This window comes from Alterirhizorhabdus solaris, from assembly GCF_007785815.1.
GTDB classification, from domain to species: Bacteria; Pseudomonadota; Alphaproteobacteria; order Sphingomonadales; family Sphingomonadaceae; genus Alterirhizorhabdus; species Alterirhizorhabdus solaris.
The window spans coordinates 14,938-26,574 of sequence record NZ_VNIM01000002.1; the positions used below are offsets into that span (position 1 = coordinate 14,938).

Annotated in this window: 10 protein-coding genes; 3 read left to right on the forward strand and 7 right to left on the reverse strand. The window is 64.0% G+C overall.

The features are described 5' to 3' along the window. Positions 1-141: 141 nt before the first annotated feature. Entirely contained in the window at positions 142-1,401 is a 1,260-nt protein-coding gene (locus FOY91_RS00765; RefSeq protein WP_145147119.1) for a cation:proton antiporter, read from the reverse strand. Positions 1,402-1,601: 200 nt separating this feature from the next. Between FOY91_RS00765 and FOY91_RS00770 the strand changes: the two genes are divergently transcribed. Further along, on the forward strand, positions 1,602-2,357 hold the full coding sequence (locus FOY91_RS00770; protein WP_145147121.1) for an alpha/beta hydrolase family protein: 756 nt from the start codon (positions 1,602-1,604) through the stop codon (positions 2,355-2,357). A 4-nt stretch (positions 2,358-2,361) separates the two neighbouring features. Here FOY91_RS00770 and FOY91_RS00775 read toward each other — a convergent pair whose 3' ends face one another. From FOY91_RS00775 to coxB, 6 genes are read right to left on the reverse strand one after another with little or no spacing between them, the layout of a single operon-like run. Next, complete coding sequence (locus tag FOY91_RS00775; RefSeq protein ID WP_238995151.1) at positions 2,362-3,777, reverse strand: mechanosensitive ion channel domain-containing protein; 1,416 nt, start codon at positions 3,775-3,777, stop codon at positions 2,362-2,364. Then, positions 3,774-4,826: a c-type cytochrome gene (locus FOY91_RS00780; RefSeq protein ID WP_145147123.1), complete on the reverse strand. Its 1,053-nt coding sequence runs from the start codon at positions 4,824-4,826 to the stop codon at positions 3,774-3,776. The genes FOY91_RS00775 and FOY91_RS00780 overlap by 4 nt, the downstream gene beginning before the upstream one ends. Continuing rightward, the gene (locus FOY91_RS00785) at positions 4,823-5,419 is read right to left on the reverse strand and encodes a cytochrome c oxidase assembly protein (RefSeq protein WP_145147125.1); all 597 of its coding nucleotides are present in this window, start codon (positions 5,417-5,419) and stop codon (positions 4,823-4,825) included. The genes FOY91_RS00780 and FOY91_RS00785 overlap by 4 nt, the downstream gene beginning before the upstream one ends. Further along, complete coding sequence (locus FOY91_RS00790) at positions 5,416-5,796, reverse strand: hypothetical protein (RefSeq protein WP_203234450.1); 381 nt, start codon at positions 5,794-5,796, stop codon at positions 5,416-5,418. Before FOY91_RS00790 ends, FOY91_RS00785 begins: the two co-directional genes overlap by 4 nt. After that, a complete protein-coding gene (locus FOY91_RS00795; protein WP_145147303.1) occupies positions 5,793-8,309 on the reverse strand; it encodes a cbb3-type cytochrome c oxidase subunit I in 2,517 nt (838 codons plus the stop codon). The genes FOY91_RS00790 and FOY91_RS00795 overlap by 4 nt, the downstream gene beginning before the upstream one ends. Next, the gene (gene coxB / locus FOY91_RS00800; RefSeq protein ID WP_145147127.1) at positions 8,306-9,253 is read right to left on the reverse strand and encodes a cytochrome c oxidase subunit II; all 948 of its coding nucleotides are present in this window, start codon (positions 9,251-9,253) and stop codon (positions 8,306-8,308) included. The genes FOY91_RS00795 and coxB overlap by 4 nt, the downstream gene beginning before the upstream one ends. A 553-nt stretch (positions 9,254-9,806) precedes the next feature. Between coxB and FOY91_RS00805 the strand changes: the two genes are divergently transcribed. Both FOY91_RS00805 and FOY91_RS00810 read left to right on the forward strand, forming a co-directional pair. Then, positions 9,807-10,619, forward strand: a complete 813-nt coding sequence (locus FOY91_RS00805; RefSeq protein WP_162527090.1) for a YihY/virulence factor BrkB family protein — start codon at positions 9,807-9,809, stop codon at positions 10,617-10,619. Positions 10,620-10,623: 4 nt separating this feature from the next. Beyond that, complete coding sequence (locus tag FOY91_RS00810; RefSeq protein ID WP_145147132.1) at positions 10,624-11,637, forward strand: AI-2E family transporter; 1,014 nt, start codon at positions 10,624-10,626, stop codon at positions 11,635-11,637.

Sequence of the window (11,637 nt, forward strand, 5' to 3'; positions counted from 1 at the left end):
TCTCCTCACGAAGGCGGACTCTAGCTCAAACTGGCGGAGTTTCAGGGGAGCACGTCAGCTATCATCCGGTACCGTAGGCATGACGAAAGTGGCAGCGTGGTCACTTCGGTGCAGGTCGGTTGTCGTCCGATCTGGTTGGCATCAGTTCGAGGTATTGGCTTTCATCCGCTGGATTAGCCAACCCACGCTCCCGCCCTGCACGATGACGGCGAACAGGACAACGACGTAAGTTGTTGCCAAGATTAGCGTTCTGGTCGTGCTTTCCGGCAGCGAAAGAGCCAACGCGACCGAGATACCCCCTCGCAACCCTCCCCAGACAAGAATGGGGCGTGCCATTGGTCCCAGGAACAGGATCGGACGAAGTGCGATCAGCGGTATCGACACGGCAATGGTGCGCGCCAGCAGTACTAAGGGAATCACAAGCGCGCCGAGCAGCAGCATCTGAGGGTTCGGCGCGATGGCGATTACCTCAAGCCCGATCAGCAAGAAGAGTACGGCGTTCAAAATTTCGTCGATCAGTGCCCAGAATTTGAGCAAATAATCTTTGGTAAGATCGCTCATGGCGCGTGCGACGCCGGCATTGCCGATCAGCAGGCCGGCAACGGCCATCGCCACTGGGCCGCTGACATGGATCCAGTGCGCAAGGCTGTAGCCGCCCATGACGACGGCCAAACTGATCATGACCTCGACGTTATAGTCGTCGATGCTCCGCATAGCACGAAACGCGACCCAGCCGGTGATCAAGCCTAGGAACGCGCCACCAACAGCCTCCTGCAAGAACGCTGTGGCGGCATGGCCGAACGAAAGTGCCTCCGCACCGCTAGCGGCGGAAAGCAGGATCGCGAACACGACAACGCCAACACCATCGTTAAACAGGCTCTCACCCGCGACCGTCGCCTGCAATGTCGGCGGCACTGCCGCACGCTTCAGGACTCCCATGACAGCGACCGGGTCCGTAGGGCTGATCAATGCGCCAAATACGAAACACCAGATCGGCGGAACCGAGATACCGAACATGCTGGAAAGTAGCAGGAACCCCGACCCCACGATTGCCGTCGATAGCAAAACGCCGAGGGTACTGAGGACCAGGATGGGCCAGCGCCCCTTTCGCATCTCCGTCCAGTCGACGTGGAGTGCGCCTGCGAACAACAGGAACGACAGCATGCCGTCCATCAATGTGGTGTGGAAATCGATCCCCTCCAGGAAGCCTACGACGATCGCCGAAAGGCTTTCGCCCGGAAGTGTCTGATCGACCAGGATGACGAGCAGCGATGCGACCGCCCCCATGACCGTTAGGCCCACTGACGAGGGAAGCTTGAATACTCGGGTATTTAGATAGCCAAGGGCTGCAGCGATAACGATCAGGATTGCTGCAGCATCGAATGGACTGAGGCTCGTCATGGGTCAGGCGTCCTTCAGATCCACAAACTTTGAAAATACACTATAGCGACATCCTGCCCTCGCGCCCAATCAGACCGGGGCGGCAGGCAGCATCACGTTGTCCCCGTGCCCTTGCATGGACGCCCAGTTGGGGGGCATGACCGGTTGAGATCGGCACCTGCGGTTGGGGTTCGAACCGTACCTGATGGGAGACGATCTGCATGACAGAATCATTCGACTTCATCGGCGCAAGCGGCGGGCAGCTTACTGGCCGTCTCGAGCGGCCCTCCGGTGAAACGATTGGCTGGGCGATCTTTGCGCATTGCTTTACCTGCGGGAAGGACAGTCTGGCCGCGGTCCGCATCTCGCGGGCTCTTGCCCGGCGCGCGATCGGCGTCCTTCGTTTCGACTTCGCCGGCATCGGTGCCAGCGCGGGGGAGTTTGCGCGCACCACTTTCGCCGGGAACGTAGCCGACATCGCGGCGGCTGGAGAGGCGATGGCTGAGGTCGGTATTCGCCCTGCTCTGCTTGTTGGTCACAGCCTCGGCGGCGCCGCCGTGCTGTCAGCGGCAGGAGCGATGCAGAATGTGAGAGCTGTGGGCACGATCGCAGCGCCCGCCGATGTCGACCATGTGCTCAAGCACTTGGGTCCGGAGGCGCTGGCGGCGATCGAACGCGATGGCGACGGTGAAATCCGGCTGGGCAACCGATCCTTTGCGGTGCGGAAGTCGTTCATCGACGCGCTCCGCCGACAGGATCTGACCGCATGCGTAGCGTCGTTGCGAACCTCTCTTCTCTTCATGCATAGTCCACGCGACGAAACGGTAGACATTGGCAATGCGGAACGGCTGTTCCGAGTGGCAATGCACCCTAAAAGCTTCGTGTCGCTCGGCGACGCGGATCATCTGTTGACGGACAAGGATGACGCCGTTTTTGCAGCTGACCTCATCGCCTCGTGGGCACGCCGCTACTTGTAGCCCGTCACTCGATCGGACGGTCGCTGTCGAGCAGGTCGCCCTTGTCAGTCGCCGACCGCTCATCCGCCACCAGCTTCTCGATGTGCAGATCGGGACTGGTGTCTTGGTCGAGCGCAGGAGCTTGCACCGGCTTCGCAGGCTTTGCGCTTGGTTGCGGTGCCGCATCCATGCTCTTGAGGGGTAGCGGAGCGCCTTCGTCGAAACGCAAGCGGTAAATCGGCTCGGGCAACGCGAAGCCTGCATTCGTGAGAGCGCGGGCGACGGTGTTGATGGCGAGACTTCTACCCTTAAGGAAGTCGGTGTCCTTTTGGTCAAGCCATCCGAAAAACCTCAGTACGATGTTCGAGTCGCCAACGTCCTGGATGATCGCCGTCGCCTTTGGGGTATCGAGCACGAATTTGAGGGCGTTCAATGCCGCCAGCCCGACCGCCATACCCTCGATCGGATCGTCATCGGCGTCCACGCCGAGTTCGAAGACGAAGCGGCGTTCTGAATTGCGAGTGTAGTTCAGGATGACCGACTTGAAGACAATCGAGTTGGGAATGCGCAGGTGATTGCCGTCCAAGGTCATCAGCACGGTCGCACGGGAGGTCAGGCGGACGACGCGGCCCTCGTTGCCTTCGATTACGACATGATCGTTGGCGCGGAATGGCTGACGCAGGCTCAGCATCAGGCTGGAGACATAATTATCGACGGTGTCTCGCACGGCGAAGCCCAGCGCGATGCCGATCACCCCTGCCCCACCCAGCACGCCCCCCAGCAGCGCGGTCGCTCCCAGTACCTCCAGCGCCGCGATCAGCCCAAGGATGACGAATACGAACCGGACGAACGTCGCGGCGAGTTCGGCCAGGAACGGGTTGGGTGCGATCCAGCGCCACAGTCGGTCGATTGACGCGAGCATGTAGCCGAAAAAGCCGATAGTAAGGCCGATTGCCAAGGCGACCCCCAGCAGCGGGAGAGCGCGGACGAGATCGCGCAGATCACCCCCGAACTGCCCAAACGCCGGCGACAGGTTCGTGTTCACGTCGAGATCGCGGGTCAGTTCATTCTGGACGGTTACGACGCCGGCAACCCGCCCGGCGATCGCTTCCGCACGCTGGATGTCGGCTGGCGCCGGCACGGTGCCGCTCAACGTTACCACGCCCGCCGAAACTCGCACTTGAACCGCGCGCAGCGCCTGAATTTCGGAGAAGATGCTCCGAATCCGAAGAGTTATATCGGTGTTCTCGGTGGCGGCAGTCTTAGTGGCGATCGCCGCGGCAGGGGGCGCGGGATCCGCGGCCGGAGCGGCTTCCTGCGCTAACCCGGCCGGCGCGCATAACAGCAAGCACAGGGCCATCAGAACTCGCGTAAGCGAGACCATAGCTGAAAATTGTTCAGGGCGAGACGAACCACTGTAGCATTTGATCTTGGTGATCACCGCGGCACATCTCCTTCAACGCCGGCGAGGTGGCGAGCTAAACGATCGATCATGTCGTCCGGGATCCGCCGGGCGATGACCGGCATGGTCGCCTGCGATTGCCGCGCGTCTACCTGCTTGCCATCTCCGCGCATCTGCCTCAGCCGGGCCGCGATATACGACGCTTTCTGCCCGACGAGCACCGGATAAGGCTTGCCCGGGCGATGGCAGCTTAAACAGGCCGGCAGTTGTCGCTCCGGCAATCCCTGCGCCACGATGCGCTCGGCCGCCCGATCCCCTGAACCCGATAGGCCGCCCAAGCCAGTCATGCCCGCAAAACGCTCTGCCAGTACACGGATGTCGTCATCTGACAGCTGAGCGGCTGCATTGCCCATGACAGCGCTTGCCCGATCGCCGCTCCGATAGGCCCGCAGCGAGCCGAGCAGATATTCGGGCCGCTGCCCACCCAGAATCGGGATGTCGCCCGCCCCGCGTCCGCGACCGTCCGCGCCGTGACAGCCCGCGCACGCCTCGAAGCGCGGCGAACCGGCGACCCCGGCCGCCCCGCCCGTTAGCGCACGAAACTGCGCGGGCGACATGCTTGGCTGGCGGCGGACGAAGGTGACCATCCGTCGAACCTCGTCCTCGCGCCCGCGCGCCGGCCACGCCGGCATCCCGCTGAACTTCACACCGTGATCCAGAATCCAGTAGAGTTGGCGATCGGTCCAAGCTGGTGCCGTTTCCGCGAGGTTCGGTGCGGCCGGCGTCGCCGCTTGGAAGACCGGCGATGGCCGGATGCCGGGTGCGCCGTGACACGCCATGCATGACCCCGCGAAATGACCTGCCGCGCTGATCAGCCCCGTCGAGTCGGCGACTTCATCGGGGCTGTTCAGCGCGCTGCGCGTCTCGACCGAGTTGCGCATGACCCAGTGCAGGAACCATTGGGTGACCGGCCAGTGGCCACTCGACGCAGCGACGTTGATCGCACCGGACCAGCCCACTCCAAGCGCGAGCACGATGGCGCCCGCCAGCGCCAGGCCGATGCGCGACCAGGTGACCCGGGCCGTCATGTCATAGTCTCCTGCCGTAACAGCCCGCCGAGCACCGCCAGGCCTCCGACAAGATAGGCAGCACCGCCGATCAGCAGCATCACGACACCGGCCAGTTGCTGGTCCTGAAGCGCGCTCATGCCGAACGGCGACGCATGCGACATGGCTCGATAGAGCGGACGCGGGGCAAGACCGATCAAGGCGCCCAGCAGCGTCATGTGCATGGAGGTGAGGAACAGCGCGCCCACGCCGCTCGCCCGCGCGGCCTGCGGTCGCGCGAGCACCGCGGACCATAGCAGCACGCCGACGCCAAGGAAGCAGAGCTGCTCCACCATCAGCAGCGCGGGCGCGTGCCCGGCAGCAGCACGCAATGCAGGCAGGTGCCATATCCAGACCACCGCGAGTTCGATCAGGCTCATGGCGAGCGGCGTAACCATGGCCGGCCAGCGGTGCGCCGGGTCGGCACCGCTGCCGCCCAGAGCGAGCGCGAGCAGCGGAGCAGCGAGTGCTACTGCGATCATGTGCGCGGCCATGTGCCCGGTCATGCCGAGCCCCGCCAGGCCCCAGCCAATGCCGAGAAGCGCGAGCGCGGCCGGCAGGTACGTGGTCTTCACCGGCAATTGTCGATGAACAGCACGGGCAACGCCGTGAACGCCACGCCCACAACGCTCAGCCCGGCTAGCAGCAACGTCGCATAAGCGAGGAAGCGGAGCCGGTCGATTTCGGTGCCCTCGTTGTGCGGGGGATGATCGCCCGGCTTGCGCGCCTGCACGAGCGCGATCCAGCCCGAGGCGACGATGACGATGGCGGCGAGGCCGGTTCCTGTCCAGAACACGGCCGGCTCGTCCGCGAAATGCCCGGTCTTGGCGCAGTGAACGGCCGCCCAGAGATAGGAGAAGAGGAAGTGCGAAGCCCATGTGGCGGGCGGCACAATCAGCGTCCACAAGGTGACGTGGAGCGCCCGAATGCGCTGGTGCAGGCCGTCGATCACGCAACCCCCGGGAAGAAGCCAAGCGTCAGCCAGGTGACCAGCGCGGTGAACAGCAGGAAGTGCTGGTACAGCGTCACGTTACGGATGTCCGCATCATGCGTCGGCGTCGCCCGCCCGGCGAGGCTGCGCGCGAGCGCGTAAAGCTGGCCGATCGCGCCGACGGCAGCGTGCGCGGTCGTCCAGCAGGCGATGACCCAGACGATCGCGCCGTAGCTGTGAACGGCTGGATCAAGACCGGACAGCCACGGCCCCGCCAGCCCCGCCCCTATCGACACGATCGCCGACAGAGCGCCGCCGGACAGGAGCAGCCGGGCGGTCGTCACCAGTCCCCGCCGGTTCGCCGCGCGCGCGCCCACGGTCGCCGCCCAGCTCGCGGCCGTCAGCGCCAACGCTGCCATCGGCCAGTGGCTGCCCGGTCCTGTCATGCCAGGTGGCGGAAAAGCCTCGTGCACCGTCCAGAAGAAGTAATAGCCGAACACCAGCCCGGAGAACGCGGTCGCATCGGCCATCATGGTGATGAACATTGCCCACCAGCCCGGCGCCTGCGTTCCGGAAATGTAGAGCGGCAGCTCGATTCCGTGGCCGATCGGCTTGCACGGCTTTTCCGGGATCTCGGCGGTGGTCCACAGCCAGCGCAACACCAGTGCGAGCGTCAGCGCGCCGCTCGCCAACGCGGGCCAGTACAGGTGGTAGGTGGTCAGGATGAACACGCCGCCGAGCGCGAAGGCGGCGAACATCGGCAGGAACGACGGCGTCCCCAGCCGGACCACCGCGACCGGACGCGCGTCGAGCACCGTCGTGATGATCGTCTCGCGCCGCCCTTCCTCCGCATCGGGAAGGAAGAAGCGTCCCTCGTCGACCTTGCGCATGAAATCGGGCTGATCCCAGATCGGATACCGCGTTTCGATCAGCGGGATGGAGCGGATACCCCAATGCTCGCTCTCAGGCATGGCAAGCCATTCGAGCGTGCCGGCATTCCAGGGATTGCGCCGACCCTTGGGTCGAGTGGGCGAGAGAGCAAGGTCGATGCAGACGATCAGCACGCCGGCCGCGAACAGGTAGGCGCCGATGGTCGAGGCGAGGTTCAACCCACCCAGGCCAAGCTCCGCCGGATAGGTAAACACGCGACGCGGCATTCCCATCAGCCCGGACAGGTGCATCGGGAAGAAGGTGAGGTTAGCGCCTGCGAACAGCACCCAAAACGCCGTTCGACCGAGACGGTCGCTCAGCTTTTTCCCTGTGACCAGCGGCCAATAGTAATAAAGCCCTGCGAAAAGCGGCATTAGTGTGCCGCCCATCAGCACGTAGTGGAGGTGCGCGACCACGAAATAGGTGTCGTGCGCCTGCCAGTCGAACGGCACGATCGCGACCATTACGCCGGTCAGCCCGCCGATGACGAAGATGGCGAGGCTGCCGGTCGCGAACAGCAACGGCGTCGAGAAGATTACCCGGCCCGCCGCCAGCGTCGCGATGAAGGCGAAGATCTGAACGCCCGTCGGGATCACCACCGCCTGGCTTGCCGCCGAGAAGAAGGCGAGGCTGATCTTCGGCAGCCCGGTCGCGAACATGTGGTGGACCCACAGGCCGAACGACAGGAATGCCGTGCCGACCGCCGCCAGCACTATATACGGATACCCCAGCAGGTGACGCTGCGAGAATGTCGGGATCAGCATCGCGAACAGCGCGATCGACGGCAGGAAGATAATGTAGCCCTCCGGATGACCGAAGATCCAGAACAGGTGCTGCCAGAGCAGCGGATCGCCGCCGCGGCTTGCATAAAAGAACGACCAGCCGAGCAGTCGCTCCATCTCGAACAGCAGGTCGCCGGCGATCAGCGGCGGAAAGGCGAACAGGATCATCACCGCCACGACCAGAATATACCAGGCGTATAGCGGCATCAGGTTCAGGCGCATGCCGGGCGGGCGGCATTTAAGTACGCCGACGATCAGCTCCACCGCCGCAGCGACCGAGGACACCTCGATGAACGACAGGCCAAGCATCCAGATATCGGCGCCGAGCCCCGACAGGTCCGTGCGCGTGGTGAGCGGCGGGTACATGAACCAGCCGCCGTCGGGCGCCACGTTGAAGAAGATCGAGCCGAGCACGAAAACGCCGCCGAGCAGGAAGCTCCAGTAGCCAAAGGCGGACAGGCGCGGAAATGGCAGGTCGCGCGCGCCGAGCAGCTGCGGCAGGATGACGATCGACACCGCCTCGAACATCGGGACGGCGAACAGGAACATCATTGCCGAGCCGTGCAGGGTGAACAGCTGGTTGTAGGTCGATGCGGAGACCAGATCGTTGTCGGGCACCGCGAGCTGAGTGCGCATGATCAGCGCGAGCACGCCGGCAAACAGCATGAAGCAGAAGGCGGTCAGCGTGTACCAGACCCCCACGGCATCGTTGTTGACGTCGGTCCAGCGACGCAGCCAGCCGGTGGGCGAGGCCCAGGCGGCACGCAGCCGTTCCTCCTGTGCATGGCGCAGGTCGGGATCATCCTGGGCGTGCAGGCTCAGCGGAGGTCTCCCAGATAGCGGGCGATCGCATGGGCGTCGGCTTCGCTCATGTGCGGAAAAGCAGGCATCCGCACGCCTGGCTTGGTCCTCGCGGGATAACGGATGAAGTGCGCGATGGCCTCCTCTCCATTTGGCAGAGCGCCGGCCGCAATCGTCCGCCGCCCTCCGACATGGGTGAGATCGGGGCCGATCGCGCCATCTTGTCCGGTGCCGCGTACGGTGTGACAGCCACCGCATCCATAGCGGGAGAACAAGGCCGCGCCCACATGCGCCGTCGCCGGCGCCGTCGCCGCCGCCGGCTGGCGCTGGCTCGCCAGCCAGCGCTCGAATGCGTCAGGCTCCATGGCGACGACATCGAATGCCATCAGCGCATGGGACAGCCCGCAAAATTCGGTACACTGTCCGCGAAAGAGCCCCGGCCGGACCGCACGGACCACAAGCTCGTTCGTGCGGCCGGGGATCATGTCCATCTTGCCTGCGAGCCCAGGAATCCAAAAACTATGGATCACGTCGGCCCCGCGCAGTCGGAACAGTACCGTGCGCCCAACAGGAACACGGATCTCGTTCGCGGTCGTGACCGGATTTCCGCCGGGCGGCGCATAGCCGACGCGCCACCAGAACTGCTCGCCCGTGACGTCGATCCGCATGTCGGCGGGAGCCACTGCGCGCGGGCGCATGACGGGCAGGCTGTAGCCGAGCAGAACCAGCAGCAGCAGCACCGGCAGGAGTCCACCTGCGATCAGGATCAGGCGTTCGCCGCCGCGCAGGCTCAAGGCACCGGGCCGCGCGCGCATCGCCCAGATCATCAGCGCGGCGACACCGATCGCGACCGCAACCGCGCCGATGGTCATCACCAGCGCGAGATGGTCGATAGCCGCGGCTTCCTCGCCGAACGTCGCAAAGGTGGATTGGCGACGATTGCAGCCGGAAAGCGCCAAAGCCATCGCCGCTGGTAGACAGCTTGGGAGAAGAGTGCGGCCAGACGACATGGACAATGCTTATGGGCAAGGCCTGCCACCGTCCACGACAGCTTGACGAACCGGGTTGATTCTCCGGCTTCGCGGGGTCCGCGGTGCACCTACCGTCAGGGTGACCTGCCAGGCGCTGAGCTGAATGGTCCTGCCCGGTCGTTACCTGATGACAGCGGCAGATTGTACGGTAGCAACGCACCTGCGCCATAGGCATGAGCAAGCCCACAGCATCTATTGGGCAAGGACTAGGGCAGAGACTAACGTTCCCCACTCTGGAGGCTAGGCAGCCGTACTCTGATATGCGACGAGTGCCCCGGCGTAATCTCCTCGGGCGTCGTCCTGCCCGCAACTCGTTTGAATCCGACAAGGATCTCCGATCGGCATAGTGGCTGCCCTTTACAACAATCGCGCCACGCGTTGGTGGACACACGTCACGCGCGCGCCGGAAGGCCAAGATCTTTCGAAACCATGGCAGATTAGCTTGCCGGATTGGGCACGCATCTTGGCTCGCGCGGCCGACGGTGCAATGCGCGACGATTACGGGATTATGGCGAGTTCGATCGCATTCGCCGCCTTCCTATCTATCCTGCCTCTTTTGAGCCTTGTCGCTCTTGTCTACGGTATTGCGGTGCCGGCAGAGGTGGTCACCGCCAACATCGCAACGCTTGTCGACGTGCTGCCCGGTAGCGCTCAGAACCTTGTTCGCCGATGGCTCACCGAAAGCCTTGCGCGGCAAGAGGCAAGCGGACTGGCGCTTCTCCTCTCGGCCGCGATCACCCTGTTTGGGGCGCGACGGGCGGGTCGATCGTTGCTCCACGGGATCAATGTCGCCAGCGAGGTCGAGCAGGACCGTGGACCGATCATGAGTCAGCTCGTTGCGCTGGCGGTCGTCCTCGCGTCGGCGGCCATGCTGTTGACCGCGCTGGTGTCGATCTCCGCGCTGGCGCTGATCCAGGGTTGGCTGCCGCAAGACCTTCCGGCCGCAGCCCAGCTTTTCCGGCTGCTCCTGTGGGGATCACTGACATTTGGACCCGCGGCGGCGCTCCTGTTGACCTACCGATATGCCGCTGCTCGCAAGCCTGTAGCTTGGGCTTGGGCTGTTCCCGGCGCCCTCATCGGGGTGGCGTTGTGGCTTGGGGCGACGCTGGCCTTTCGCTGGTACGTCAGCAGCGTCGCGCGTTATGCTAGCACCTATGGCTCACTCGCGGCCGTGGTGGTGCTGCTGCTGTGGCTGATGCTTTCGGCGTGGATCCTGCTGTTTGGGGCTAAGGTCAACGCGGAGGCGCTACGGACCGCAGCACGGGACGATCGCCGGACGAGATTGGGCGAGCTAACGTGATCCTATGACCGGAACTCCACCTGCAGATCGCTACCGCAACCAATTGCTGACGCTGATCGCATTCGTGCTGGCTGTGGCAGCGCTTCGCGCAAGCTATTCCGTCACCATGCCCATCCTGTTCGCCGGGGTGATCGTTGCCGCGCTCTGGCCGCTCAAGCTTTGGCTGGACCGGTGGCTTCCGTCGTGGCTGAGCTACATCCTGACGATCCTCGCGCTCCTAGCGGTGCTGGGTGGCTTCGCGGCGTCGGTGTACCTGTCACTCGGCCAAGTCGTCTCGGTGGTCGGCGCGCAATGGCCGAAGTTCGAAGGCCTCTATGCTTCGATGGCGGAGCGCGCGAGCCGGTGGGGTGTTCCGATAAATGGAGTTGCCGACCGGGCGCGGGTCATCGGCTTCATCCAGATGATGGCGTCCAGCGTCTACAGCGTCGCAACATATACCGGGTTCATTGGCCTGCTCGTCATCCTGGGGCTTCCCGAGGTGCCTCGAATGCAGTCCAAGATGAAGGAGGAACTAGATGGCAGCACGCGAGGTGAGCTGCGCGCCACGGCGGTCAAGATCTCCGAACAGGTGCGTCGCTATTTTGGCACCACTCTCGCAACCAGCGTTCTGACCGGTGTCGCCTCTGCCCTGTGGGCGCTGGTGACGGGGCTCGATCTCGCGCTCGTCTGGGGATTGCTGAATTTCTTGCTGAACTTCATTCCCGTAATCGGCAATATCATCGGAATCATTCCGCCCGTGCTCTATGCCTTTGTCCAGTTCGGCGGTTGGGGCATGCCGCTGTTGGTGTTCGCCGGTTTCGCCGCATTGCAGATTGCGATCAGCAACTTCGTCTATCCGATTCTCCAAGGGCGGCAGCTGGCGCTCTCACCGCTGGCGATCATCATCGCAATGACGTTCTGGAGCTGGGTGTGGGGGATCGCCGGAGCGCTTATCGCGGTGCCGCTGACGGCAACGGCGGTGATCGTCTGCCGCCAATTCGACCGAAGCCGCTGGATCGCGAAACTGCTTTCTGCCTGA